The sequence below is a fragment of the Mesorhizobium sp. SP-1A genome, from assembly GCF_032460275.1.
Classification (GTDB): domain Bacteria; phylum Pseudomonadota; class Alphaproteobacteria; order Rhizobiales; family Rhizobiaceae; genus Mesorhizobium.
On sequence record NZ_JAVXZD010000001.1, the window covers coordinates 1,446,695 to 1,470,137 of the forward strand.

Annotated in this window: 26 protein-coding genes; 15 read left to right on the plus strand and 11 right to left on the minus strand. The window is 65.1% G+C overall.

Annotated elements, in window-relative coordinates:
• Positions 1-123: 123 nt before the first annotated feature.
• Entirely contained in the window at positions 124-390 is a 267-nt protein-coding gene (locus tag QU595_RS07015) for a hypothetical protein (protein ID WP_315920110.1), read from the plus strand.
• 126 nt (positions 391-516) lie between these two features.
• Here QU595_RS07015 and QU595_RS07020 read toward each other — a convergent pair whose 3' ends face one another.
• From QU595_RS07020 to QU595_RS07035, 4 genes are all read right to left on the minus strand, one after another.
• Positions 517-1,068: a hypothetical protein gene (locus tag QU595_RS07020; protein WP_315920112.1), complete on the minus strand. Its 552-nt coding sequence runs from the start codon at positions 1,066-1,068 to the stop codon at positions 517-519.
• A 99-nt stretch (positions 1,069-1,167) separates the two neighbouring features.
• Positions 1,168-2,253: a TIGR01620 family protein gene (locus tag QU595_RS07025; RefSeq protein WP_315920114.1), complete on the minus strand. Its 1,086-nt coding sequence runs from the start codon at positions 2,251-2,253 to the stop codon at positions 1,168-1,170.
• Positions 2,250-3,728, minus strand: coding sequence for a YcjX family protein (locus QU595_RS07030; protein ID WP_315920115.1), 1,479 nt, complete (start codon positions 3,726-3,728; stop codon positions 2,250-2,252). The genes QU595_RS07025 and QU595_RS07030 overlap by 4 nt, the downstream gene beginning before the upstream one ends.
• 51 nt (positions 3,729-3,779) lie before the next feature.
• Positions 3,780-4,283, minus strand: a complete 504-nt coding sequence (locus tag QU595_RS07035; protein ID WP_315920116.1) for a histidine phosphatase family protein — start codon at positions 4,281-4,283, stop codon at positions 3,780-3,782.
• Between the two features lie 234 nt (positions 4,284-4,517).
• Here QU595_RS07035 and dksA point away from each other — a divergent pair, with 234 nt between their 5' ends.
• Positions 4,518-4,934, plus strand: a complete 417-nt coding sequence (gene dksA, locus QU595_RS07040) for an RNA polymerase-binding protein DksA (protein ID WP_315920117.1) — start codon at positions 4,518-4,520, stop codon at positions 4,932-4,934.
• A 124-nt stretch (positions 4,935-5,058) separates the two neighbouring features.
• On the opposite strand, the gene QU595_RS07045 is transcribed toward dksA, so the two are convergent.
• The gene (locus QU595_RS07045; protein ID WP_315920119.1) at positions 5,059-5,793 is read right to left on the minus strand and encodes a flagellar biosynthetic protein FliO; all 735 of its coding nucleotides are present in this window, start codon (positions 5,791-5,793) and stop codon (positions 5,059-5,061) included.
• Between the two features lie 230 nt (positions 5,794-6,023).
• Between QU595_RS07045 and cckA the strand changes: the two genes are divergently transcribed.
• Complete coding sequence (gene cckA, locus QU595_RS07050) at positions 6,024-8,627, plus strand: cell cycle histidine kinase CckA (protein WP_315920754.1); 2,604 nt, start codon at positions 6,024-6,026, stop codon at positions 8,625-8,627.
• A gap of 117 nt (positions 8,628-8,744) precedes the next feature.
• Complete coding sequence (locus tag QU595_RS07055; RefSeq protein ID WP_315920121.1) at positions 8,745-9,461, plus strand: purine-nucleoside phosphorylase; 717 nt, start codon at positions 8,745-8,747, stop codon at positions 9,459-9,461.
• A 5-nt stretch (positions 9,462-9,466) separates the two neighbouring features.
• On the opposite strand, the gene QU595_RS07060 is transcribed toward QU595_RS07055, so the two are convergent.
• A complete protein-coding gene (locus QU595_RS07060; RefSeq protein WP_315920122.1) occupies positions 9,467-9,862 on the minus strand; it encodes a hypothetical protein in 396 nt (131 codons plus the stop codon).
• 309 nt (positions 9,863-10,171) lie between these two features.
• Here QU595_RS07060 and QU595_RS07065 point away from each other — a divergent pair, with 309 nt between their 5' ends.
• Positions 10,172-10,351 carry a hypothetical protein gene (locus QU595_RS07065; protein WP_315920124.1) on the plus strand — a complete coding sequence of 60 codons (180 nt, stop codon included), beginning with the start codon at positions 10,172-10,174 and terminating at the stop codon, positions 10,349-10,351.
• Positions 10,352-10,402: 51 nt separating this feature from the next.
• On the opposite strand, the gene QU595_RS07070 is transcribed toward QU595_RS07065, so the two are convergent.
• Positions 10,403-11,935: an acyl-CoA carboxylase subunit beta gene (locus QU595_RS07070; protein WP_315920125.1), complete on the minus strand. Its 1,533-nt coding sequence runs from the start codon at positions 11,933-11,935 to the stop codon at positions 10,403-10,405.
• Positions 11,936-12,330: 395 nt separating this feature from the next.
• On the opposite strand from QU595_RS07070, the gene QU595_RS07075 reads away from it, so the two are divergent.
• Positions 12,331-13,797 carry a DEAD/DEAH box helicase gene (locus tag QU595_RS07075; protein WP_315920126.1) on the plus strand — a complete coding sequence of 489 codons (1,467 nt, stop codon included), beginning with the start codon at positions 12,331-12,333 and terminating at the stop codon, positions 13,795-13,797.
• A 3-nt stretch (positions 13,798-13,800) separates the two neighbouring features.
• On the opposite strand, the gene QU595_RS07080 is transcribed toward QU595_RS07075, so the two are convergent.
• A complete protein-coding gene (locus QU595_RS07080) occupies positions 13,801-14,664 on the minus strand; it encodes an SDR family NAD(P)-dependent oxidoreductase (RefSeq protein ID WP_315920127.1) in 864 nt (287 codons plus the stop codon).
• Between the two features lie 203 nt (positions 14,665-14,867).
• Between QU595_RS07080 and QU595_RS07085 the strand changes: the two genes are divergently transcribed.
• The 6 genes from QU595_RS07085 to dapB all read left to right on the plus strand — a co-directional run bounded on the left by QU595_RS07085 (position 14,868) and on the right by dapB (position 19,664).
• The gene (locus tag QU595_RS07085; RefSeq protein WP_315920129.1) at positions 14,868-15,902 is read left to right on the plus strand and encodes a cysteine synthase A; all 1,035 of its coding nucleotides are present in this window, start codon (positions 14,868-14,870) and stop codon (positions 15,900-15,902) included.
• A complete protein-coding gene (locus QU595_RS07090; RefSeq protein WP_315920131.1) occupies positions 15,902-16,645 on the plus strand; it encodes an alanyl-tRNA editing protein in 744 nt (247 codons plus the stop codon). Before QU595_RS07085 ends, QU595_RS07090 begins: the two co-directional genes overlap by 1 nt.
• 26 nt (positions 16,646-16,671) lie before the next feature.
• A complete protein-coding gene (sseA, locus tag QU595_RS07095) occupies positions 16,672-17,523 on the plus strand; it encodes a 3-mercaptopyruvate sulfurtransferase (protein ID WP_315920133.1) in 852 nt (283 codons plus the stop codon).
• A 5-nt stretch (positions 17,524-17,528) separates the two neighbouring features.
• Positions 17,529-18,092, plus strand: a complete 564-nt coding sequence (locus QU595_RS07100) for a GNAT family N-acetyltransferase (protein WP_315920135.1) — start codon at positions 17,529-17,531, stop codon at positions 18,090-18,092.
• Between the two features lie 104 nt (positions 18,093-18,196).
• Positions 18,197-18,754, plus strand: coding sequence for an OmpA family protein (locus QU595_RS07105; RefSeq protein WP_315920137.1), 558 nt, complete (start codon positions 18,197-18,199; stop codon positions 18,752-18,754).
• A gap of 103 nt (positions 18,755-18,857) precedes the next feature.
• Positions 18,858-19,664 carry a 4-hydroxy-tetrahydrodipicolinate reductase gene (gene dapB / locus QU595_RS07110; protein WP_315920138.1) on the plus strand — a complete coding sequence of 269 codons (807 nt, stop codon included), beginning with the start codon at positions 18,858-18,860 and terminating at the stop codon, positions 19,662-19,664.
• Between the two features lie 241 nt (positions 19,665-19,905).
• On the opposite strand, the gene ald is transcribed toward dapB, so the two are convergent.
• Entirely contained in the window at positions 19,906-21,021 is a 1,116-nt protein-coding gene (ald, locus tag QU595_RS07115; protein WP_315920140.1) for an alanine dehydrogenase, read from the minus strand.
• A gap of 154 nt (positions 21,022-21,175) precedes the next feature.
• On the opposite strand from ald, the gene QU595_RS07120 reads away from it, so the two are divergent.
• Positions 21,176-21,649, plus strand: coding sequence for an Lrp/AsnC family transcriptional regulator (locus tag QU595_RS07120; protein ID WP_315920141.1), 474 nt, complete (start codon positions 21,176-21,178; stop codon positions 21,647-21,649).
• 6 nt (positions 21,650-21,655) lie between these two features.
• On the opposite strand, the gene QU595_RS07125 is transcribed toward QU595_RS07120, so the two are convergent.
• Positions 21,656-22,252: a 5-formyltetrahydrofolate cyclo-ligase gene (locus QU595_RS07125; RefSeq protein ID WP_315920142.1), complete on the minus strand. Its 597-nt coding sequence runs from the start codon at positions 22,250-22,252 to the stop codon at positions 21,656-21,658.
• Between the two features lie 200 nt (positions 22,253-22,452).
• Here QU595_RS07125 and QU595_RS07130 point away from each other — a divergent pair, with 200 nt between their 5' ends.
• Together QU595_RS07130 and QU595_RS07135 are read left to right on the plus strand one after the other, a co-directional pair.
• The gene (locus QU595_RS07130) at positions 22,453-22,581 is read left to right on the plus strand and encodes a hypothetical protein (protein WP_315920144.1); all 129 of its coding nucleotides are present in this window, start codon (positions 22,453-22,455) and stop codon (positions 22,579-22,581) included.
• Positions 22,582-22,721: 140 nt separating this feature from the next.
• Positions 22,722-23,012, plus strand: a complete 291-nt coding sequence (locus QU595_RS07135) for a Dabb family protein (protein ID WP_315920145.1) — start codon at positions 22,722-22,724, stop codon at positions 23,010-23,012.
• A 107-nt stretch (positions 23,013-23,119) separates the two neighbouring features.
• Here the strand turns inward: QU595_RS07135 and QU595_RS07140 are convergent, their stop codons facing one another.
• Complete coding sequence (locus tag QU595_RS07140) at positions 23,120-23,443, minus strand: protamine-2 (modular protein) (protein ID WP_315920146.1); 324 nt, start codon at positions 23,441-23,443, stop codon at positions 23,120-23,122.

Consider the following 23,443-nt stretch of genomic DNA (forward strand, 5'->3'; position numbering starts at 1 on the left):
CGCCGAGGACATCCGAATAAAGCTGTGGGTTGTGCGCGCGCTGGTTGCCGCTGCCACCTGAACGAGACTAGGACTTGCATGTTTCGGGCGACGGGGCTGGTTGTCGATCGAGGGATATTGAACGTGAAGAAATTTTTGTTGCTTGCCACAGGCCTTGCCGCGCTTGCCGGTTCCGCCTGCTCGAAGGCTCCGGAATGCACGAGCGAAGAGCTTGCCAAGAAGGCCCAGGAAATGACCACGGCCGTCCAGGAAGCGGTCACCAAGGATCCGTCGAAGGCGACCGAACTGATGACCAAGGTGCAGGACGTGACCAATAAATATCAGGGCGCTTCCACGCCGGCGGAGGCCTGCAAGGCCTATGACGAGGTCATCGCCGCCATCAAGGGCTGATCGGGCGTCCAAACCCGCGCCAGACAGGCGCTATCCGCCAAATCTGCGCGGTGGTTATGTCGGGGTTCGCGGCAAAAAGATTGATCAAAAGGCTGCCGCCGGCAGCCTTTTTTGCGTGGTGCAGGGTCAGTTCTTTGCGATCGCCCCGACCGCGACGCCGTCCACCCGTTTCAGGTTCATTCCGATCACCGGCACCATCTGGTCCTCGACCTTGACCGAAACCGTGACGATCATTGAATTGCCGTCCGGCACGCGAGCCTGCATCACGCCGCGAAGCTGCTTGCGGTTGATCGCGAAGACCACCTTGCGGGCATCGACCACGTTTCCGGAGATGATGTCCAGGCCGTTCCCGCTGGAGCCGCCCATGAAGCTGCCCTTGTAGCCGCGGCCCTTGCGTTCCACCGACGCGGACATTTGCTGGCTGAACAGGCCGACGCGGCAGCCGCCGTCCAGCGACATTCCGATCTTGCCGGCGGGCGTCGAGCCGACGAAGTTGCAGGTGAACTTCGTGCCCTTGTATTTCCCCGCCACGATCTCGCCCGGCCCGGTCCAGTTGCCTTCGACCGAATGGAAGAAATCGCCGTCGTGCTCGCCGGCGGCGGCGCTGGCGACCATGCCTGCCGGCGTGGTGGCGGCGATCGCGAAAGGCAATACGGCGGACAGGATCATGCTTTTCATGAGCGGCACCCAGCGACAGGGACAAGAGGAAGAACCCGGGCCGACCATGAACAAGAATGGTTAATGGTTCGTCACTGCGGCATGGTTACGCAGGCCGGATCAGGCATTCGTGGCGTCGGGATCGTCGCGCTTGCGCGTCGCATAGGCGGTCAGCGCCGACATGAAGTCGCCGAGCCCCGGGCGCTTCACCGCGATGAAGGGCAGGGGCCGCGTCGTCTCCATCGCGGCGATGCCGATGCGTGCCGTCATCATGCCGTTGACCACCCCTTCGCCCAGCTTTGCGGACAGGCGCGCCGCCAGTCCGTGGCCGACCACCTGCTGGACGAAACTGTCGCCGACGGCGATCGAGCCGGTAACGGCCAGATGCGCCAGCACGCTGCGCGCGAGGCGCACGAACCCCAGCGTGCCCGGACGTCCGCCATACAGTTCCGACAGGCGGCGGATCAGTCGCCCGGCCTCGAACACCACATAGGCGATGTCGACAAGCGCGCGCGGGCTGACGGCGGTGACGAGCGACACGCGCTTGGCGGCATCCAGGATGAGCACCTTGGCGCGCGCGTCGAGCGGTTCCAGGATTTCCGTTTCCGCCAGTTTGAGCAGGTCGCGGCCGTCTATGATTTCGCCGCGCGTCTCTGCCAGCATGCGCCGTCCCGCCGCCGTCTGCGGCTTGTTCGCCACGAAGTCGGACAACTCGCCGACGAGCGCACGCGCCGCCTTCGGATCGTCGCGCGCGACCGCGTCGAGAGCGCGGCGTTGCATCTTTTCGACCTCCGCCAGCCGGCGGATCGCCAGGAATTCGCGCGCCAGGATGGCGACCAGCGCCAATCCCGCGAGAGCGGCCATTCCGGCAGCCAGCCAACCCAGCCATGGCGCGCGCTCGAACAGGTCGCGGATCAGCCGGTCGGTCCAGAGACCGACGGCGAGCGACACCAGCACGCCGAGGGCGCCGAAGAAAAGGCTGCCCAGTACGGAGCGCTTGTGCGGTGCTGTGGCCGGGGGCGGCTCGGCTGCGACGAGATCCGGTTCGGCGAAAACGTCGATTTCATCCTGGACGACGACTGCCTCGGCGGGTTTCAGCGCGCGCGGTTTGCGCTGGGAGGCGGCGGGCTCGGGCCGGGGTGCCGGCTCGACGTTTACCGGTTCCGGGTCGATGCGGAAGGCAGCAGGCTTGCGCGGTGCGCTCATGCCAGTCGATCTCCGATCAGGAACTGCAAGGCCCTGTCCAGCCGTATATGCGGCAGCGAGAGGGAAACGCCTTCGGCGGTGCGTTCCAGCTTCGGCGGGCGGAAGCGCACGAAGCGGATTGCCGGTTCTGCCAGGGAGCCTTCCGGCGCGGCACTGAAATCCTTGAACACGACATCAGCTTTTTGCGGCAAGTCACCGGGAAATATGGCAGTTTCCATATTCCCGTCGAACAGTTCATCGCCGATGCGCTCGCCGGCCAGCGGCGTGCCGATGATGACCGGCAGCGTCTCGCGCCCTTGCTTCACCGTGCCCTCGCGCGTTGCGCGCACCGCCGCCATGGCAACCACGTCCACGTCGGCGCCGGTAAAGCTCGCCCGTGCGATGGCGCGGTCCGCCAACCGCCGCACGATCGCCTGCAACCGATCGTGGCTTTCGTGGTGAAGATGGTCGGCCTTGGTCGCGGCGATCAGGATACGGTCGATGCGACGCGAGAAAATATCGGTGAGAATGTTGCCGCGGCCGGGCCTGAAGCACGCCAGGATTTCCGTGACGGCGCGTTCCAGATCGGCCATGGCGCCGGGGCCGGCATTCAAGGCCTGCAAGGCGTCGATCAGCACGATCTGGCGGTCAAGGCGCGCCACATGCTCGCGGAAGAACGGCTTCACCACATGCGTCTTGTAGGCCTCGTAGCGCCGTTCCATCATGGCGTGCAGGGAACCGGGCCGCGCGCGGCCCTCGGCCGGTGCCGAAAGCGGCGCGAAGGTAAGGGCCGGCGAGCCTTCGAGATCGCCCGGCATGAGGAAGCGCCCGGGCGGCAGGGTGGAAAGAGCACGCTCGTCCTCTTTGCAGGCCTTCAGATAGGCGGCGAAGCTTTCGGCCAGCCGCCGCGCCGTCATCTCGTCCGCGGGGGCTTTCGGATCGACGGCCGCGGAAAGCTCGCGCCATTGCTGCGAAAGGTCGGCGCGCACCGGCAGCAGCGCCAGTTCCAGCGCCTCGCGCGAGAAATCGTCATAGGACTTGCCCAGCAACGGCAGGTCGAGCAGCCATTCGCCGGGATAATCGACGATATCGACAGAGAGCTTGCCGGCGGAAAACATGCGGCCCCAGGCGGAAGCGGTCTCGTATTCGATCGTCAGCCTGAGTTCCGAAATCGCGCGCGTCGAGTCCGGCCACACGCGCTCGTCCACCAATGCGCCGATATGGTCCTCGTACTGGAAGCGCGGCACTGCGTCGTCCGGCTGATGTTCGAGGAAGGAGCGCGCGATCCGGCCGGATTTCTGCGCCTGGAACAGAGGCAGCCTGCCGCCATGGATCAGGTTGTGGACGAAAGCCGAGATGAACACCGTTTTTCCCGCTCTCGACAGGCCGGTGACGCCCAGGCGCAGCGACGGCGAGAAAAGCCCCGTGGCGCGGCCCGCAATCGTGTCGAGCGCGATGCGGGCCTCGTCGGAAAAGCTGGTCAGCGATGATGCCAATCTGGTTCTCTCTGCGTCGGCTATCGCATATAGGCGCGGCCGCCGCGATTTTCAGGGCCTGGCTGGCGTCAGGAAGGCCTCCAGATGGCCTTCGCCGGGCGCCGCGGTCTTCAGGCTTCCTCCGAAACCTATGATTGCAAGGCCGGAAGTCGGAAAGCCGTAGTGGAGGATGGCCCGGGCCTCCTCGTCGCCTTCCTCGGAAAACGCGGTGGCGAGATCTTCCATCATCGGATTGTGGCCGATGACGAGAAGCGAGCCGTCGCCGCCATTTTCGCGGATGATGGAAAGGTATCCGGCCGCGTCTTCGCTGTAGAGGGCGGGAAGATAGACGACGCGGCCCGTATCGGCATGCATCGCCACGCCTTCCAGCGTCTGCCGGGCGCGCAGCGCCGTGGAGCAGAGCGTCATGTCGGGCACGTAGCCGCCGGCCCGCATCGCCTGGCCCATTTCTTCCGCGTCCGCCGCCCCGCCCGGCTCCAGCGGCCGGTCGAAATCATGCGTTCCGGGCGGTGCCCAGCCGGCCTTGGCGTGCCTGAGAAGAAAAAGCCTGGCCATCCGCAACAACCTCCGGCAACTTCGCCGTTCCGCCGATACAAGCTCTAGCCGCCGGGTCGCTCCGGTGCAATGCCATGCGGGCCGCGCCGCCCGCGCCCCTTGCGGCGCGAGCGTTTGCAACCGACACGGGTGAGCATTGCTGACAAATACGTGAGCGTGCGGAGGTTTACGCTTGTATAGCCTTCACTCGGCGAATATATAGGCGCCAAATTTGGGGTTTGTCGGGTGAGTCGAATGAGCGAGATTATTGCTTCCGATTACGTACCCTCCGAAGACGAGCCGTTCATGAACGAGCGGCAGAAATCCTACTTCCGGCAGAAGCTGGTCACCTGGAAAAACGACATTTTGCGCGAAGCGCGCGAGACCCTCGAAATATTGCAGCAGGAAAACGCGAATCATCCCGATCTGGCTGATCGCGCATCGTCGGAAACCGACCGGGCCATCGAGCTGCGGGCACGCGACCGCCAGCGCAAGCTGATCTCCAAGATCGATTCCGCCCTGCAGCGGATCGACGAAGGCACCTACGGCTATTGCGAGGAAACCGGTGAGCCGATCGCGCTCAAGCGGCTGGATGCGCGTCCCATCGCCACTCTGTCGATCGAGGCCCAGGAACGCCATGAGCGCCGCGAGAAAGTCTATCGCGACGACTGAGGAATTCGGAGATTTGCTTCAAAAACGGCCGGGAAACCGGCCGTTTTTCGTTTCTCAATCGGCAACTGCGGCAAGGCAGTCGCATCAAGCCTTGCGGAGCTTGCCGGCGGTTTCCGCGTCCCGATCACTTCTTGTGGTTTGCGAGTTCGCCCAGCAACTTCGCCATTTCGTCGTCGAGCGACGGCGAGGCTGTCTTGGCCGCCGGTTCCACTGCCGGCGGCTCGTCGAGCGACACTTCGAGTTCGCGCAGCAGCGCTTCGTCGATCGTGGCTGGCGCGACCGGCAGCGGCGCGGCCGGCAAGGGGGCATGCTGCCTGACAGGTTGGTTGGCCGCGGATGGTGCGCCGACCGGTGAGGCGACCGGACGTGACATCGGCTCGATCGAGGGCGCTGCCTGTGCGGAATGCTCGGCATGTCGCGGCGCCTGTGGCTGCTGCCTGGCGGGAGCAGATTGCGCAGGCATGGCGGCTGCCGGGTTCTGTGGCCGGGGACGCGCAACCGGGGAGCCGGCCTGCGCTTGCGGGTGACCGGCGTCTCCCGTCGTCGCGGGACGCCGCACCGGCACCAGCCGGATGTCGCGCTCGACCACCAGGTCGGTCGTCCCGCCGATCAGCAGCAGATGTTCGATGTCGTCGCGGCGCACCAGCACGAGGCGGCGGTGGCTGTCGACGGCCGTCGCGTCCATCACCGCCAGGCGGGTCTTGCGGTTCCTGCCGCCGGCCACGAAGGTCCCGAAAGTGAGGCTGCGTATCAGTCTTATGACGATCAGCACGACGATCAGCAGGAGGAGGGCGGCGAAGGTCCATAAAAGCGCGGCGGCATAACCGGAGCCGCCCATGCCGTCGAGCCAATCCTGCATCGTTTTTCCCCAGCATCCATCCGCCGAATGCCGCGAACACTAGACTGTTGCGGCGGCCTGCGGCAAGGCGGCATCCGTGATTGTGAACAATGCGACACAGGAGAATGGCCGCGTTCGGCGGCGAGGCCGTTTTTCCCGACATTTGCAGGCTGCGGCCCTTTTCCGGACAGGGAGAATGTGATCCAACCGGAGCGGCTGAAAGGGGCAAGGAACTGGTGAGCAAGAGGCAGATGGCCAAGGAACCGGGCGGCGATTTCTATCCCGTGCCGATGGTGGACCAGGGCGCCCGGCCCGGCGCGGTCGTTCGGCTGATCATCTTCATGGTCGTGCTGGCTTGCTCGGCCGTGGTGTTCGCCATCTTCCGCGAGCGCTTCGGCGATCCGTTCCTACTCGGCCTGCTCGGCGTCCTGGCCATGATCGGCGTCGGCTTCCTGTTCGCGACCGCCATCGGCTTCATCCAGGTGGCGCCGCGTTCCACGGGCGACGAATTGTCCAAGGCCTTCGTCGACTCGATGGCGCAGGGCCTTCTGGTTTCCGACGCCAAGGGGCGCGTCATCTATGCCAATCGCGCCTATGCCGACATGACGGGCGCCGCTTCCGCCGCCGAAATCAAGACGGTCGAAGCGCTGCTTTCGGACGTGCCGGAAGCGTCATCAACCATTTACCGCGTGGCCTCGGGGCTGCGCGACGGTCAGCCGGGAGACGGCGAATTCCGCCTTTCCCAGTCGATCCGGCCGGGCGCGGAGCCCGGCGCGCGCTGGTACAGGGTGCAGGCGCGCAGCTTCATGGCGCCGGGACAACGACAGCCCCTCTCGGCCTGGCAGCTTGCCGACATCTCCCGCGAACGGGCCGAGCAGGAGCGCTTCTTCCTGGACCTCCAGAAGGCCATAGACCATCTTGACCACGCGCCGGCGGGGTTCTTCTCCGCCGATCAGGAAGGCCGCGTGACCTATCTCAACGCCACCCTGGCCGAATGGCTGGGCATCGATCTGGCTTCCTTCACGCCCGGCGCGGTGACCCTGCCGGAGATCGTGGCCGGCGACGGCATGGCGCTGATCCGCTCCGTGCGCGCGGACCCCGGCACGACCCGCAACGCCGTCATCGACCTCGACCTCACCACCATGTCGGGGCAGGCGCTGCCGGTGCGCTTCATGCATCGCGTCTCCGCCAGCCGCGACGGCGTGAGCGGCCCGACGCGCACAATCGTGCTGAACCGCACGCAGGGCGAAGACGCTTCGGCGGATCTGCGGGCCTCCGAGATCCGCTTCACGCGCTTCTTCAACTCCACGCCGATGGCGATAGCAGGCGTCGACCACCAGGGGCGCATTTTGCGCACCAACGCGCCGTTCCTGTCGCTGTTCTCGTCGGTGGTGGATCGCGACGCGCTCGACCGCAGGGTGCGCTTCGACACCGTCATCCACGAGCGCGACCGGCCGGCTTTCGCCGCCGCGCTCGACAAGGCCCGCCAGCGCCAGGCCGACATCGCGCCGATCGACACCGTGCTGCCGAACGACGAGGAGCGGCACGTGCGCTTCTATGTCAACGCCGTGGCGGACGGCACGGCGAACGACGGCGCCGAGGAGGCGGCCATCGTCTATGCGGTCGACACGACCGAGCAGAAGGCGCTGGAAGGCCAGATGGCGCAAAGCCAGAAGATGCAGGCGGTTGGCCAGCTTGCCGGCGGCATCGCGCACGATTTCAACAATGTGCTGACGGCCATCATCATGGCCTCGGACCTGCTGCTGGCGAACCACCGCCCGTCCGATCCGTCCTTCCTGGACATCATGAACATCAAGCAGAACGCGAACCGGGCGGCTTCGCTGGTGCGGCAACTGCTGGCCTTCTCGCGCAAGCAGACCTTGCGGCCGGAGGTGCTGAACCTGACCGATGTGCTGGCGGACCTGCGGATGCTGCTGACGCGGCTCGTCGGCAACAATATCAGGCTCAAGGTCGACCATGGCCGCGACCTGTGGCCGGTCAAGGTCGATATCGGCCAGTTCGAGCAGGTGGTGGTCAATCTCGCGGTCAATGCGCGCGACGCCATGCCCTCCGGCGGCGACCTCACCGTGCGCACCAAGAATGTGGCGACGGAGCAATGCGCCGCCTACGGCTATCGGGAACTGGCGCCGGGCGACTATGTGCTCGTGGAAGTGGAGGATACCGGCAGCGGTATTCCGCCGGACGTGCTGAAGAAGATTTTCGAACCCTTCTTCACCACCAAGGAAGTGGGCAAGGGCACCGGTCTCGGGCTTTCCATGGTCTATGGCATCATCAAGCAGACCGGCGGCTTCATCTACTGCGATTCGGAAGTGGGCAAGGGCAGCGTGTTCCGCATCTTCCTGCCGCGCCATATCGCGCAGGCGGGGCAGGCGCAGCTGGCTTCAGCAAAGCCTGAAGCCGCGACGCGGAGCGACCAGGCCGCGCCGGCCGCTGCCAAGGCCGAGACGGCCGGGAAGGACCTGTCCGGTTCCGCGACGGTGCTTCTGGTCGAGGACGAGGACGCCGTGCGCATGGGCGGCGTGAGGGCGCTGACCTCGCGCGGCTATTCGGTGCATGAGGCTTCTTCGGGCGTCGAGGCGCTCGAGGTGTTCGATTCGCTCGGCGGCAAGGTCGATATCGTCGTCTCCGACGTGGTCATGCCCGAGATGGACGGGCCGACCCTGCTCGGGGAACTGCGCAAGCGCGAGCCCAACATCAAGTTCGTCTTCGTGTCCGGCTACGCCGAGGACGCCTTCGCCAAGAACCTGCCGGCTGACGCCCAGTTCGGTTTCCTGCCCAAGCCGTTCTCGCTGAAGCAACTGGCGACGGTCGTGAAGGAAGTGCTTGAGGCGTAGGGTCCGGCCAGTCGGCCGATGTGGCGCTTGCGCATCAGCCGCGTCATGGCATGATCGTAGGTGAAACGCTGCCGGCCGTGGTCCGCACGGCTCGATTCAGCCGTTTGGGGGTCTTCGGTGTCGCCGCATATCGAAGCCGGCAAAGGTGACTATGCCGCGACGGTCCTGCTGGCGGGCGATCCGCAGCGCACCGAATGGATGGCCGCGACCTTCCTGAATGGCGCGCGATGCGTCAATCGGCGCAGGGGCGCCCTCGGGTTCACCGGGACCTATCGCGGCTTGCCGGTCAGCGTCCAGTCCACCGGCATTGGCGCGTCGTCTTTCCTGATCTACCTCTATGAACTTGTCTCCTTCTACGGCGCCAGCCGGCTGATCCGCACCGGAACATGCGGCGCGCTGCGGGCGGAGGTGGCGCTGCGCGATCTGGTGATTTCGGCGGCGGTGCAGGGCGAGGACGCCGTCAGCGGACAGGTCTTCGGCCTCTATGCGCCGGGCTCCGGCCCCGATCCGATCCTGCTGGCGCGCGCGAGGGCATTGGCGCAACGGTTTGGAATCCCGCATCATGTCGGGCTGACAGCCTGCAGCGACATATTCCATCATCCCGCCGGCCGCGCCCGCTTCGCCGGGGTCCAGGCAGCGGGTGCGCTGGCGGTCGATATGGAAACGAGCGCGCTTTATCGCCTGGCCCGCAATCTCCGGGTTCGGGCGCTGTCCATCTGCACCGCGGTCGACAACGTGGTCACGGAAGAGGAGACGGATTACGCCGAACGCCAGGGCCTGTTCGCGAACATGGCCCGGCTCGCCCTGGAAACGGTCGTGGCGGATGCCGCCTGATCCGCTCAACGGATCGTGCAGGTGAAAGCCGTGAACGCGCCGTCCCGCTGGCGCATCACGATATCGAAGGACGCCGTCCTGTCGCGGTCGTCGGTGATTTGGGTCAGCACCACGCTGTTGCCGCCTGAAGTGAAGCCGCCGAGCGGACCCAGCCAGGCGATCTCGCCGTTCGGATTGATCTGGTAATTGTAGCCCTGCTGCGCCTGCGCGGCTCCGAAAAAGGCCGGTCCGCTATAGACAGCACCCCTGATCCTGATGTCTCCGACCGTCATGAAGGTGCCGAGCAGGTAGACTTCGCAGCGATAGGAGCCATCCGGCAACTTGCCGTTCGCAATGTTCGCCGCTGCCGGCCCCGTAACGGACAAGATCAAAGCGGCGAGGGGAAAGAGAAAACGTGTCATGGCAACTGCCGTTGTGACCGGCCGGTGGCCGGTGCTGTGTCGAAGTCTTCATATGTCACTGGCGTAGCACAGACTTTCGACTTTCCGAAAATTCCATTCTCATAATGTTCCCGGTCGCTGAAATGGCGAACCGTTGTATCCTTGCCCCGGCCTTGTGAGTCGGCCGTTTTTCCGGGTGAGTCTGTCGGGGGGGCAGACGGGGCGGGACACGGCGTAGCCGCCGGCAAGTTCCGCGCAAGCGACCGTTTCTAGCATCCCCACGATGTTTGCGTCGTTCTGCACATCAGGCAATGGGCAAGGGGATGGCTCATGGAACGTTTCCTGGAGGACTACCAAAAACGACGGCTGACGGAGCGCGTCGATATTCTGACGGCGATCAACATATTGAAGTCGCGAGGCTACGAGGACGAGGAACTGGTCACCGAGATCATCCGCGTCTTCTATCTCGACCTGGATACCTATAACGAGGTGGTCGGCGCCGCCGCCTGATCGCAGCCCGTGAACAGCCGGGGCAGCTTTCGCCGTCCGGCTTCTCCGCCGTCAGAGCGGAATGTTGTCGTGTTTCTTCCAGGGGTTTTTCAGGTCCTTGTTGCGCAGCATCCGTAGGGCCCGCGCGACCCGGCGCCGCGTCGAATGCGGCATGATCACCTCGTCGATGTAGCCCCGCTCTGCGGCGACGAAGGGCGACAGGAAGCGGTCCTCGTAAGCCTTTGTGTGCGCTGCGATTTTTTCCGCGTCGCCGATGTCCTTGCGATAGATGATCTCGACCGCGCCTTTGGCGCCCATGACGGCGATCTGTGCGCTCGGCCAGGCATAGTTCATGTCGCCGCGCAGATGCTTCGAAGCCATGACGTCATAGGCGCCCCCGAAGGCCTTGCGCGTGATGACCGTGACCTTGGGCACGGTCGCCTCCGCATAGGCGAACAGGAGCTTGGCCCCGTGCTTGATCAGGCCGCCATATTCCTGGCTGGTGCCGGGCAGGAAGCCCGGAACGTCCACGAAGGTGACGATCGGGATGTTGAAGCAGTCGCAGAAGCGCACGAAGCGGGCGGCCTTGCGGCTGGCGTCCGAATCCAGCACGCCGGCAAGCACCATCGGCTGGTTGGCCACGAAGCCCACGGTGCGGCCCTCGATGCGGCCGAAGCCGGTGACGATATTCTTCGCGAAACTGGGCTGGATTTCGAAGAAATCGCCTTCATCGACGGTCTTGAGGATCAGCTCCTTGATGTCATAGGGCTTGTTCGCATTGTCGGGGACCAGCCGGTCCAGCGACATGTCATGCTCCGTGGCCGACTGGTAGCACTCGATCTCGGGGATCTCGGCCGTATTCGACGCCGGCAGGAAGTCGACCAGACGCCGCATCTGCAACAGCGCTTCCACGTCGTTGTCATACGCGCCGTCCGCGATCGACGACCTGGTCGTGTGGACCGACGCGCCGCCAAGCTCCTCGGCGGTGACGGTTTCGTTGGTCACGGTCTTCACCACGTCCGGTCCGGTGACGAACATGTAGGAGGTGTCGCGCACCATGAAGATGAAGTCGGTCATGGCCGGCGAGTAGACGTCGCCGCCGGCGCAGGGGCCCATGATGACCGAGATCTGCGGGATGACGCCCGAAGCCAGCACGTTGCGCTGGAATATTTCGGCATAGCCGCCGAGAGCCGCCACGCCTTCCTGGATGCGTGCGCCGCCGGCATCGTACAGGCCGATGATCGGAGCGCGGTTGCGCAGCGCCATCTCCTGCACCTTCACCACCTTTTCGGCATGCGCCTCCGACAGGGAACCGCCGAAGACGGTGAAATCCTTGGCGAACAGATAGACCGGCCGCCCGTTCACCGTGCCCCAGCCGGTCACCACGCCGTCACCGGCGATCTTGGTCTTCTCCATGCCGAAATCGGTCGAGCGGTGCTCGACATACATGTCGAACTCCTCGAACGAGCCTTCGTCCAGGAATATATCGATGCGTTCGCGGGCGGTGAGCTTGCCTTTCCTGTGCTGGGCCTCGATGCGGGTCTTGCCGCCGCCCATGCGCGCGACTTCGCGGCGGCGCTCGAGTTCCTTCAGCACGTCCTTCATCGGATGGATCCCCTGCGGAAAAGCTCTGTTTTGGTAGCCATATGGAATGGCGGGCGCAAGCGCGGCTTTCGGCTGGTGTTGCTGCCCCTGCATTGCTGCATTGCAACATAAGCGGCTTGCTTTCCGGCCCGAACTCCTCCATATGCGTGCCATAGGCGCTTGGGCCGGGCAGGATTCCGGCTTTCTCCAAGATCGAGACTGGTTGCGTCTGTTCCCCTTTGCCGGATTTCCGGCAAAGCGGCGAAGCCCCGCGGCATGAGGCCGGCGGGCACGACAGCGCAGCCGTGCGGATCCGTTAGATCCGCCGCCTTGTCGTTTTCCAACATATTTTTACGGCGGGTTGCGCCCCGCCGCACTCATGCTTGCGGCCAAGGCCGCGTGAAAGAAGAAGAATTTTGACCAACGAAAACATCAAGCCGAACGATGCGGAACAGAACGGTTTCGCCAAGCTCGGAATTTCCGGCCAGCTTCTGAAGGCCACCCTTGGCGCCGGCTTCACCGAGCCGAAGCCCATTCAGGAGCAGGCCATTCCGGCTCAGCTCGAAGGCCGGGACATCCTTGGCATCGCCCAGACGGGTTCGGGCAAGACGGCGGCCTTCGCCCTGCCGATCCTGTCGAAGATCATCGCCTTGGGCACCAAGCGCCGGCCGAAGACGGCGCGCGCGCTCATCCTTGCGCCGACCCGCGAACTGGCGGTGCAGATCGAGGACACGATCAAGCTGCTGGCCAAGGGCGCTCATATTTCCACCGCCCTGGTGCTTGGCGGGGTCTCCCGCTATAGCCAGGTCAAGCGCATCGCGCCGGGCGTCGATGTCCTTATCGCCACGCCGGGCCGCCTGACCGATCTGGTGCGCGAGAAGGACATAAACCTGTCCGACACCACCTGGCTGGTTCTGGACGAGGCCGACCGCATGCTCGACATGGGCTTCATCAACGATGTGCGGCGCATCGCCAAGGCCACGCATCCCGGGCGGCAGACGGCGCTGTTTTCCGCGACCATGCCCGACGAGATCGCCGAACTGGCCAAGAGCCTGCTGCAGAACCCCTTGCGCGTGGAAGTGTCGCCGCAGAGCACGACGGCCGCCGAGATATCGCAGGGAGTCGTCTTTGCCCGTACGAAGCAGAAGCGGCAGGTGCTTTCGAGGATGCTGACCGACGAGGCGATGAGTTCCGTCATCGTCTTTGCCCGCACCAAGCACGGCGCCGACCGCGTCACCAAGGATCTGGAACGCGATGGCTTCGAGGCCGCCGTGATCCATGGCAACAAGTCGCAGAACGCGCGCCAGAAGGCGCTGAACGGCTTCCGCGACGGCTCCGTGCGCATCCTGGTGGCAACCGACATCGCCGCACGCGGCATCGACGTGCCGGGCATCAGCCATGTGGTGAATTTCGACCTGCCGGACGAGGCGGAAAGCTATGTGCACCGCATCGGCCGTACGGGACGCAACGGCGCCGACGGCGTGGCCATCACGCTGGTCGACCCGTCGGAGAACGGCAAGTTGCGGCAGGTGGAGCGCATCATCCGCATGAAGCTGCCGGTCATCGCCGATCATCTGGGCAGCCCCGATCCGCAGCGCGAGCCGCGCCAGCATGAACGGGCGCAGGAACCCGCCAATGATCGGGGCGAATCCCGTGACGGCAGGCCGCAGGAGCGCAAGCGCGACGGCTTCGGCAAGAAGCGCTTCGGCGCCAAGCCGGCCGGCGCCGGTCAGCCTTCGGGCACGAAACCGGCCGGTGCAAAACCGTCTGGCGAGAAAGTCTTCGCCGGCAAGCCGAACCGGGAGCGCAAACCCGAGGGCGCAAAGCCGTTCCGCGGCAAGCGCCGTTTCGGCAACCGCAACCGTCAGGCGCGGGCCGCTTAACGCCTACTCGGCGCGCTCGGGTGCGCTTGCCGGTTCCGGCAAGCGACTGCCGGGCGCAATCCGGCGCCCGAAGCTCAGCGGGCGCTGCTTCCATTTCGTCAGGCGGCCGATCACCGACAGGCAGAACGGCCGCGGCAACATGCTGAGCAGCTTCAGGCTCCAGGTGAGGCGGCGCGGGAAGGTGACTTCGAAGCCGCCGCGCTGGATGCCTTCCAGCGCACGCTTCGCCGCCACCGGCGCCGGCATCAGCGCCGGCAGGCGCACGCCGCTGGCGCGCGTCAGCGGCGTGTCGATGAAACCGGGATTCATCACCTGGATGCGGATGCCGATCTTGTCGAAGTCGAATTTCAGCGATTCCGCTATCGCATTGATCGCGGCCTTGGTGGCGCCGTAGGCGGCGGTGGTCGGCCAGCCGAAATAGGCGCTGATGGAGCCGACCATGACGATATGGCCGCGCCCGCGCGAGCGCATGCATTTCACCGTCGGCACAAGGCCGTTCATCACGCCCATGACATTGACGTCGAAGCTGCGGCGGAACTTGCGCACCGAAAGATTGTCGCCGACGACCGGAACGAAGGCGCCGGCGTTGAAGATGGCGAGCACGATGGGGCCGGCCTTGGCTTCGATGACCGCGACGGTTTCGGCCATCGCCCGCTCGTCGGTCACGTCGCAGGCGAAGGACAGGACGCTTCCCGGCAGGCCCGCGCATTCCGATACCAGCGTGTCGATGCAATCTTCCTCGCGAGCCGTCACGGCGACCCGGAAGCCCTGGGCCGCGAGTTCCTTCGCCAGTTCCCTGCCTATTCCTGAGCTGCCGCCGGTGATCCAGGCGACACCATCTTTCGGATTGGCCCGATAAAGCGTCATGACGTCCCGATTTCTGCCCTCGATCCACGACCTAACGGGCAGAAAACCGAAAAGGAAGGGCGTTTTGCGACGCATGTGCGAATTTGCGCGTCCTCGCCGCGGCCGCGTTCACCCGAAATGCGAATGGTCCAGGCCATTTCCTGCCTTGAAAGCCGGGCCGTGCGTTTCTAGGGTTTCGTCGAACTTTCTGAAGGATTCCCATGATGTACGGTTCTGTTATCGAAGCGATCGGCAATACACCGCTGATCAGGTTGAAACGCGCTTCGGAGGAAACCGGTTGCGAGATCCTCGGCAAGGCCGAGTTCATGAATCCCGGCCAGTCGGTGAAGGACAGGGCAGGGCTGTTCATCATCAGCGATGCCGAGCGCCGCGGACTGCTGAAGCCAGGCGGCGTGATCGTGGAAGGAACGGCGGGCAACACCGGCATCGGCCTTACCCTTGTGGCCAAGGCGCTGGGCTACCGCACCGTCATCGTCATCCCCGAGACGCAGAGCCAGGAGAAGAAGGACACCATTCGTCTTCTCGGCGCCGAGCTGATCGAGGTGCCGGCCGTCCCCTACAGGAACCCGAACAACTATGTGAAGCTCTCCGGCCGGCTGGCCGAGCAGATGGCCAGAAGCGAGCCGAACGGCGCGGTCTGGGCCAACCAGTTCGACAACGTCGCCAATCGCGACGGGCACGCCCGCACCACGGCCGAGGAGATCTGGGAGCAGACCGGCGGCCGCGTCGACGGTTTCGTGTCCGCGGTCGGCTCCGGCGGCACGCTGGCCGGTGTCGCGGCGGGGCTGCGCGCCCGCAGCAAGGACGTGAAGGTAGCTTTGGCCGATCCCATGGGCGCCGCCCTTTACAGCTTCTACACAGCGGGCGAACTGAAGTCCGAAGGCACTTCCATCACCGAAGGCATCGGGCAGGGCCGCATCACCGCCAATCTCGAGGGCTTCGCGCCGGATTTCTCCTACCAGATCCAGGACGAGGATGCGCTGCCGATCATTTTCGACCTGATCCAGGAGGAGGGGCTCTGCGTCGGCGGCTCGACCGGCATCAACATCGCCGGCGCCATCCGCCTGGCGCGCGAACTCGGCCCCGGGCACACCATCGTGACCATGCTGTGCGACTACGGCACGCGCTACCAGTCGAAGCTGTTCAACCCGGCCTTCCTGCGCGAGAAGAACCTGCCGGTGCCGGGCTGGATGGAGGCCCGCAGCGAAATATCCGTGCCGTTCGAGCAGGTGCCCTGATGGCGTCCACGACGCAGGCGCTGTTTCGCGACGATTCCTATCTGCGAACGGCGGAGGCCGAGGTCGTCGCGATCAACGAGCGCGGCGGCGTCATCCTCGACCGCACGATTTTCTACGCCACCTCCGGCGGCCAGCCCGGCGATACGGGTCATTTCGAGCGGGCCGACGGCAGCCGCATTGCCATCGCCGCGACCGTCACCGGCGAGACCAAGGACGAGATCATCCACGTGCCGGCTCCGGAGCAGCCGGTGCCGTCGGTGGGGGAACGGCTCAGGCTCGTCATCGACTGGGATCGCCGCCACTTGCTGATGCGCATGCACACGGCCTGCCACCTGCTCAGCGTCGTTTGTCCGTTTCCGATCACGGGCGCTTCCGTCGCGGTGGACGATTCCCGCGTCGATTTCGATATTCAGGATGCCGGCTACACCAAGGAAGACGTCACCGGCAAACTGATCGAACTGGTGAATGCCGATCATCCGGTGTTCATCCGCTGGATCACCGACGAGGAATTCGCCGCCAATCCCGGGCTGGTGAAGTCCAAGAACGTGCGCCCGCCGAGCGGCACGGGCCGTATCCGGCTGGTCTGCATCGGCGAAAACGCGGTGGTGGACAGCCAGCCCTGCGGCGGCACGCATGTCGCCCGCACCGGCGAGGTTGGCCAGATCCACATCGGCAAGATCGAAAAGAAGGGCCGCGAGAACCGGCGCTTCCGTATCCGCTTCGGGCCGCTGCCGGCTGCTTGACGCGACGTTTGTCCAGGGAGGACGCAATGGCAGAGGATAGCCCTTTCACCGTCGATGGCGACTGGCTCCAGCAGCGGCTTGAACAGCCGGGCCTGAGCATCGTGGATGCGTCCTGGTATCTGCCCGCGCAGAAGCGCGACGGCGCGGCCGAATACAAGGCTGCCCATATTCCGGGCGCCGTGTTCCTCGACCAGGATGCCATTTCGGACAAGGATTCGCCGCTGCCGCACACGCTGCCCGATCCGCTCGAATTCGCCCAGTTCGTCGGCCCGCTCGGCATTTCCGCCGACGACACCATCGTGGTCTATGATGGGCCGGGCCTGTTCTCGGCGCCGCGCGCCTGGTGGATGTTCCGCGTGATGGGCGTGTTCCAGACCTACATTCTGGATGGCGGGTTCGACCGCTGGAAAGCCGAGGGCCGGCCGGTGACCTCCGAGCCCACCAAGGTCGCCCCCAACGTGTTCCATGCCGATTTCGATGCCGAGCGCGTTGTCGATCTGGCCGAAATGCGCCGGATCGTGGACACGGGGCAAAGCCAGATTGCCGATGCGCGCTCCGCGGGCCGCTTTTCCGGCACGGAGCCGGAACCGCGCGCGGGAATGAGATCGGGCCACATGCCCGGTGCGAAGAACATCCCGGTATCCTCGCTGGCGGAAAACGGTGCCCTGCTGCCGAAGGCCAGGCTGCGCAAGCTGTTCGAGGATGCCGGCATCGACCTGTCGAAGCCGGTGGTCACCTCCTGCGGTTCGGGCGTGACGGCCGCGGCGATCACCCTGGCGCTGGAAACGCTGGGCCACACCGACAACAGGCTCTACGACGGGTCCTGGGCCGAATGGGGCGCGCTGTCCGACACGCCTGTCGTCACCGGCAAGGAATGAAGCGTATGGAAAACGGAGTGCCAGAGCAGATCGAGGTCACGGTGACGTTCCTGGAGATGGACGCTCCGCCTGCCTACTATCCGCCATTGCCTTACGGCCGGCAGATCGCGCTTTTGAAGACGAAGAACATCCCGCTTCATTTCTACCGCTATCTCACCGATCGGGTCGGCCGCAAATGGCACTGGGTGAACGTGCTGCGGCTCGACGACGAGGAACTCGCGGCCACCCTCCACCGTGAGGACCGCGACATTCGGGTGCTCTATCTCGACGGCGCCCCGGCCGGTTTCTTCGATGTCAAGCCGCACCTGCCGGACACGGCGGAACTGGCCTATTTCGGCATGATGGAACATGCGACCGGGCAGGGGCTCGGCCGCTGGTTCCTGGGCGCTGCCATCGAAGCCTGCTGGTCGCACAAGCCCCGGCGCGTCACCGTGCAGACCTGCACGCTCGACCACCCGGCCGCTTTGCCGCTCTACCAGAAGCTCGGCTTCCGGCCGGTGGCGCAGAAGAAGGAAATCGTCCGGCCGCTGCCCTTTGCCGAGCGCATGGCCAGTGTCATGCGTCCTTGAGCACTCCTGCCTGAACGCGCCGTTCATTCCGCCTTCACCTCGCCTCTGCAATGGTCCGCTCCGACATCAACCCGGCGCACAGCCGTCGATGAAGGAGAGAAGGAATGCTGAATCGTCGTATCGTCACCGCCGGCCTGATCGCGGCGCTCGTCATGCCGGGCGCGGCCCTGGCGCAGGCGACGACGCCCTCGGGCGCGCAGATCGAACGCCAGCTCGACGCCGCGCCGCGCATGCGGTTGAGGCCCAACGAGCGCGTGACCATCCGCGAATTCAAGCGGCGCCCGGACCTGCGCCGCGCCGCGCCGTCCATCGACATCCAGTCGATCAACTTCGCCTTCGGTTCGGCGGAAGTGCTGCCGTCCCAGTACGACAAGGTGGAGAACATCGCCGACGGCCTGCGCCGCGTGCTGCGGCGCAACCCGCGCGCACAGGTCCTGATCGAGGGCCATACCGACGCCGTGGGCTCGGCCGGCTCCAACCAGATATTGTCGGAGCGTCGTGCCGGCTCGCTGAAGCACGTTCTGGTGCGCGAGTTCGGCATCCCGCCGCGGGCTCTGGAGACTGTAGGCTACGGCGAGGAGTTCCTGCTGGTGCCGACGCAGAACGAAAATTGGCGCAACCGCCGCGTCACCCTGCGCCGGCTGGACGGTTTCATCCGCTGACGCGCCGGGTTGCATCAAGCATCGGTCCTGCGGCCCGGCCGTCCAGTCTTGACGAGCCGGGCCATCTTCGTTTCCCGTAGGTCGGAAACGAAGGAGCCGTGAAATGACGATACGCGTGGTGATGGCCGGAGCGACCGGCTGGGTCGGCAAGGCATTGATTCCGTCGATCGTTGCGCAAGAGGACATGGCGCTTGCCGGCGCGGTGTCGCGCAGCGCTGCGGGGCAGGATGCCGGCACCGTCACGGGCGGGCAGGCGGTTGGCGTCGCCGTTTCCGCCACATTGGCCGAGGCGCTGGCGGCGCCGTCCGGCGTGGTGGTCGACTACACCAAGCCCGGCGCGGTCAAGGAACATGCGCTGCTGGCCGTTTCCAGCGGCCGGAATATGGTGATCGGCACGTCCGGCCTCGGCGCGGGCGACTATGCCGAGATCGACGCTGCCGCGAGGGCCAACGGCGTCGGCGTGCTCGCTGCGGGCAATTTCTCGATCACGGCCACGCTGCTGAAGCGTTTCGCGCTGATGGCCGCGAAATATGTGCCCGACGTCGAGGTCGTCGACTATGCCAGCGCCAAGAAGCCCGACGCACCTTCAGGCACGGCGCGGGAACTCGCCGAGGCACTGGCCGAGACGCGCAAGCCTTCGACCGCCCGTCCGGTGGCAGAGGTTTCCGGCGTGCCGGGAACGCGCGGCGCTGCGGTCGGGGCGGGCGAGGGGGTGCAGGTACATGCCATCCGCCTGCCGTCCTTCATCCTGTCCTGTGAGGCCCTGTTCGGCCTGCCCGACGAGCGTTTGACCATCCGCCACGACGCCGGCTCTTCGGCCGCGCCCTATGTGGCCGGTACCTTGCTCGCCATCCGCCGTGTCGGGGAATTCAAGGGACTGGTGCGCGGCCTCGATGCGTTGATGGAATAGATCGAGTTGCCGTTAACGATTGGTTAACCAAACGCGGCGCAAGATAATTGGCGATTGTCGTGCTGCCGTAACATTCGAATGGTAGCACGGACATGTCGAAGGATTGATCGACCGCGGATGTACCGGCGACGGTCCCGACAGACGAGGAAGCGGGGTAAAAACCCCGCTTTTTTGTTGTCCTGATTTCAGCGGGCCGCCGCTGCCGGCAAGCGGCAGGTACGCTTCGACGGGCGGCGCGAAATCAGGCGGCGAGCACGGCCTTCGGCTCCGCCATCTCGTAGCCGAGCGCCTCGGCCACCGCGCGGTTGGTGATCCGTCCCTTGTGGACGTTCAGGCCGTTGCGCAAGTGCGGATCGTCCGTCAGGGCCTTCAGGCCCTTGTCGGCAAGCTGCAGGCCGTAATGCAATGTCGCGTTGTTCAGCGCGTGAGCCGATGTGATCGGCACGGCGCCCGGCATGTTGGCCACGCAATAATGGATGATGCCGTCCACCTCATAGGTCGGGTCGGCATGCGTGGTGGGATGCGAGGTCTCGAAGCAGCCGCCCTGGTCGATGGCGACGTCCACCAGCACCGCGCCCTTCTTCATGCCGGACAGCATTTCGCGCGTCACCAGCTTCGGCGCGGCCGCACCGGGAATGAGGACGGCTCCGACGACCACGTCGGCGGAAAAGCACTCCTCCTCCAGCGCTTCGACGGTCGAGTAGCGCGTGTTGACGCGGCCGCCGAAAATGTCGTCGAGCTGGCGCAGGCGCGGGATCGAGCGGTCGATGATGGTGACGTCTGCGCCGAGGCCTGCCGCCATCCGCGCGGCATGCAGGCCGACGACGCCGCCGCCCAGCACCGTCACCTTGCCTGGCGGCACGCCCGGCACGCCGCCGAGCAGCACGCCGCGTCCGCCATTCGGCTTCTGCAACGCCGTGGCGCCCGCCTGGATGGAAAGCCGTCCCGCAACTTCCGACATGGGCGCCAGAAGGGGCAGGCCGCCGCGCTCGTCGGTGACGGTCTCATAGGCGACCGCGGTGACGCCGGAAGCGAGCAGGCCGCGGGTCTGTTCCGGGTCGGGCGCCAAATGGAGATAGGTGTACAGGATCTGGCCTTCGCGCAGCTGCGCCCACTCCTGCGGCTGCGGCTCCTTGACCTTGACGATCATGTCCGACTTTGCAAATACCTCGGCCGCCGTCTTGGCGATGACGGCGCCGGCGGCGCGGTAGGCATTGTCGTCAGCGCTGATGCCTGCGCCCGCGCCGGTCTCAACCAGCACCTCGTGGCCGTGGGCGACATATTCCCGTACCGAGCCGGGGGTCAGGCCGACGCGGTATTCGTGGTTCTTGATTTCCTTGGGGCACCCGACACGCATTCTCATTCTCCTCCCGGCATCGCCGGCGTGAATTTGCGGGGAAAGAATTCAAGCACGGAACCGCCGGAAAGTGTTTGCGAATACGCTTGCGCGCAGATGCGTCGGTCGATATTTTTTGCGCAAAATGAACAAATCTTCGCAGGAATCACGAAAAATGCCGCTGGACAGGATCGATATCGCCATTCTGGATACGCTTCAGAAGGATGGCCGTATCCCGAATGCGGCCCTGGCGGAGAAGGTGGGGTTGTCGCAATCGGCCTGTTCGCGGCGCCTGGACAATCTGGAGAAATCGGGAACGATCCGGGGCTATCACGCCCGGTTGTCGAACACGGCGCTCGGGCACCAGATGACGGTGATCGTGCACATATCGCTGTCGGGACAGTTCGAAAAGACGCTTTCGGACTTCGAGACCGCGATCAAACGCTGCCCCAACGTGCTGTCGTGCCACCTGATGTCAGGCGAATACGACTACATATTGCGCATCGCAGCCAAGGATCTGGCCGACTACGAACGCATCCACAAGGAGTGGCTGTCGGCCATGCCGCATGTGACGAAGATCAATTCGTCCTTCGCGCTGCGCGAGATCATCGATCGCACGGCCATGGGTCTGAAGCCGGAGATGGCGTGAACAGGCTCACTCAGTGACGGTCACCACGCGGTCCATCGGAATGTCGTGTGCCTGCGGGTGGATGGTGTCTATGTGTTGCAGGCCGTAGCCGACGCCGATGACGAGCGGCTTGGTCGGCATCGAAGCCAAAGTGCGGTCGTAGAAGCCGCCGCCGTAGCCGAGGCGGTAGTTCCGCCTGTCGATGCCGACGATCGGCGAAATCACGATATCGGGAAATACCGGCTCCCCCGCGGCCGGGATCGGTATGTTCCAGACGCCCTTTTCCAGCCTGTCTCCGGGCGCATAGGCGCGGAACACCAGCGGTCGGCCCTTCTCGACCACGAGCGGCAGCGCCGTACGGCCACCGCGCTCGTTGACCGAGGCGAGCCAGGGCCGCAGGTCCGGTTCGCCCCGGAACGGCCAGTAGAGGCTGACCAGCCGGCCCTTGACGTCGCCGATCTCGGCATCGAGCCGTTCGGCGATCCGGGCCGACATGTTCGCGCGCGCGTCGGCAGACACGGCCAGCCGGGCGGCGATCAGCCGTTCGCGTTCGCTCTTGCGCCAGAGCCTGATCTCGCTCCAGTCCAGGTCTTTTTCGGCTCCGCCGATTTGGCTTGCGTTCATTTCCGGCACCTCGATTTTCGCAGACTGCTCCCGCCGAGGCGCAATCGCTTGCCGAATACCGACACGCGAAGGCGACTCGGACGCATGATGCCGCAATGAAGCAGCCGGGGCACGGCAATTTGCGCGAAAATCGGCCGGGCCTGCATGGCGCAAGCACGGTGCCGGTAGCCTTGATCGAAAAAGTGCGGTAGCGCTAGGCCATGCGCTACGTCATCGTCATTGTTGGCATTGCCTTTTTCCTGATCTGGGACGGTCTCTACAATCAGGGCCGCTATCTGGATGCCGGCGTGCGAAGCACGAGACATATCGTCTCATATGTGACGGGCTGAGCGAATTCCGCGCGCATGATCCCTCTCACGCTCCCGCGTAACGGTTGACGCGCACGCCTTCGGCGGTCAAGAAACCGGCCCTGACAGCGATTTTTCGAATCTGCGCGCCTGGCAAAACCTGGCGCGGCAAGGAGGCTGGCTTGATCCGGCACATCGTTTTCTTCAGCGTCAAGCGCAAGCAGGATGTCGAGGAGGTCCGCCAGAAACTGCTGGCCCTGGGTGAGATTCCACACTCAAGCTTCTTCGAGGTCGTCCCGAACACCAGGGTCGATCCGCTTTCGGACGAAATCGACCTCGTCGTCTATGCCGAGTTCGAGGATCAGGCTGCGCTGGCGGCCTACAAGGCCCATCCGCTCTACGACGACACGACCCGCAAGGTTCGCCCGCTGCGCGAACTGAGATTCTCGGCCGACGTGGTGTCCGGGCGCTGATTGCCGGCCGCTATGCCGTGCAGGTTGCGGTCGCCTGGCTTCGTCCTGACGCATCCAAGGCTAAGAAAAACCCCGGCACCAGGCCGGGGTTTCGTCATCGAGCGCTATCAATAATACCAGACCCAGACGGGGCGGCGGTAGCAGCGCCTGCGCCAGCGGCCGTGGCGCCAGTAGCGGCGGCAGACGGTTCTCCACACCCGGCGCCTGCGGCGCCGCCGTGGCGGTGGCCGGCGGCGACGGTAGTAGGGGTCGTACTGGGCCTCTTCAACCGTGGCCGAGTCGCTGCCATCGGCGAGCGGCCGGTCGTCGAGTTCGTCCAGAATTCCGCCAGGGTGAACGCCTGCGAGCGCCTGGCCCGGCTTGGCAAGACTCAACAGAGCGGCCGACCCGGCAAGCCCAAGCATTCCGCTCAGGAACAATCTTCGATCCAT

Excerpts from the sequence above, each read along its gene's own strand:
- QU595_RS07085 (WP_315920129.1), top strand. The coding sequence starts at position 14,868 with ATGTACGGTTCTGTTATCGAAGCGATCGGCAATACACCGCTGATCAGG.
- QU595_RS07035 (WP_315920116.1), bottom strand. The coding sequence starts at position 4,283 with ATGGCCAGGCTTTTTCTTCTCAGGCACGCCAAGGCCGGCTGGGCACCG.
- QU595_RS07125 (WP_315920142.1), bottom strand. The coding sequence starts at position 22,252 with ATGAACGCAAGCCAAATCGGCGGAGCCGAAAAAGACCTGGACTGGAGC.
- QU595_RS07090 (WP_315920131.1), top strand. The coding sequence starts at position 15,902 with ATGGCGTCCACGACGCAGGCGCTGTTTCGCGACGATTCCTATCTGCGA.
- QU595_RS07020 (WP_315920112.1), bottom strand. The coding sequence starts at position 1,068 with ATGAAAAGCATGATCCTGTCCGCCGTATTGCCTTTCGCGATCGCCGCC.
- dapB (WP_315920138.1), top strand. The coding sequence starts at position 18,858 with ATGACGATACGCGTGGTGATGGCCGGAGCGACCGGCTGGGTCGGCAAG.
- QU595_RS07105 (WP_315920137.1), top strand. The coding sequence starts at position 18,197 with ATGCTGAATCGTCGTATCGTCACCGCCGGCCTGATCGCGGCGCTCGTC.
- QU595_RS07065 (WP_315920124.1), top strand. The coding sequence starts at position 10,172 with ATGGAACGTTTCCTGGAGGACTACCAAAAACGACGGCTGACGGAGCGC.
- QU595_RS07120 (WP_315920141.1), top strand. The coding sequence starts at position 21,176 with ATGCCGCTGGACAGGATCGATATCGCCATTCTGGATACGCTTCAGAAG.
- QU595_RS07025 (WP_315920114.1), bottom strand. The coding sequence starts at position 2,253 with ATGAGCGCACCGCGCAAGCCTGCTGCCTTCCGCATCGACCCGGAACCG.
- ald (WP_315920140.1), bottom strand. The coding sequence starts at position 21,021 with ATGCGTGTCGGGTGCCCCAAGGAAATCAAGAACCACGAATACCGCGTC.
- QU595_RS07100 (WP_315920135.1), top strand. The coding sequence starts at position 17,529 with ATGGAAAACGGAGTGCCAGAGCAGATCGAGGTCACGGTGACGTTCCTG.
- QU595_RS07045 (WP_315920119.1), bottom strand. The coding sequence starts at position 5,793 with ATGCAGGATTGGCTCGACGGCATGGGCGGCTCCGGTTATGCCGCCGCG.
- QU595_RS07140 (WP_315920146.1), bottom strand. The coding sequence starts at position 23,443 with ATGGATCGAAGATTGTTCCTGAGCGGAATGCTTGGGCTTGCCGGGTCG.
- dksA (WP_315920117.1), top strand. The coding sequence starts at position 4,518 with ATGAGCGAGATTATTGCTTCCGATTACGTACCCTCCGAAGACGAGCCG.
- QU595_RS07130 (WP_315920144.1), top strand. The coding sequence starts at position 22,453 with ATGCGCTACGTCATCGTCATTGTTGGCATTGCCTTTTTCCTGATCTGG.
- sseA (WP_315920133.1), top strand. The coding sequence starts at position 16,672 with ATGGCAGAGGATAGCCCTTTCACCGTCGATGGCGACTGGCTCCAGCAG.
- QU595_RS07080 (WP_315920127.1), bottom strand. The coding sequence starts at position 14,664 with ATGACGCTTTATCGGGCCAATCCGAAAGATGGTGTCGCCTGGATCACC.
- QU595_RS07070 (WP_315920125.1), bottom strand. The coding sequence starts at position 11,935 with ATGAAGGACGTGCTGAAGGAACTCGAGCGCCGCCGCGAAGTCGCGCGC.
- QU595_RS07060 (WP_315920122.1), bottom strand. The coding sequence starts at position 9,862 with ATGACACGTTTTCTCTTTCCCCTCGCCGCTTTGATCTTGTCCGTTACG.
- cckA (WP_315920754.1), top strand. The coding sequence starts at position 6,024 with ATGGCCAAGGAACCGGGCGGCGATTTCTATCCCGTGCCGATGGTGGAC.